1 pseudogene is annotated in these 255 nt (G+C 73.3%); it reads right to left on the reverse strand.

Annotation, left to right across the window (positions count from 1 at the left end):
* Nucleotides 1–255 (reverse strand): annotated as a pseudogene (locus ACTVAJ_RS27635) (serine hydroxymethyltransferase); the annotation flags it as partial.

Below are 255 nucleotides of genomic sequence, written 5' to 3' on the forward strand. Positions count from 1 at the left end.
CCGATCCGCAGCCCCGAGGTCACCATCGGCGGACGCGGGTCGTTGGGCACCGCGTTGCGGTTGACCGTGATCCCCACCGAGTGCAGCCGGTCCTCGGCCTCCTGGCCGTTGATCGCTGAGTCGACCAGGTCCACCAGGACCAGGTGCACGTCGGTGCCCCCGGTGAGCACCCTGACCCCGACCTGGGCCATGTCGGGCCGGGTCAGACGCTCGGCCAGCAGCCGGGCGCCCGCCACGGTGCGGCGCTGGCGTTCG

Source organism: Nocardiopsis sp. KDC1DS13DA1 (genome assembly GCF_055632325.1).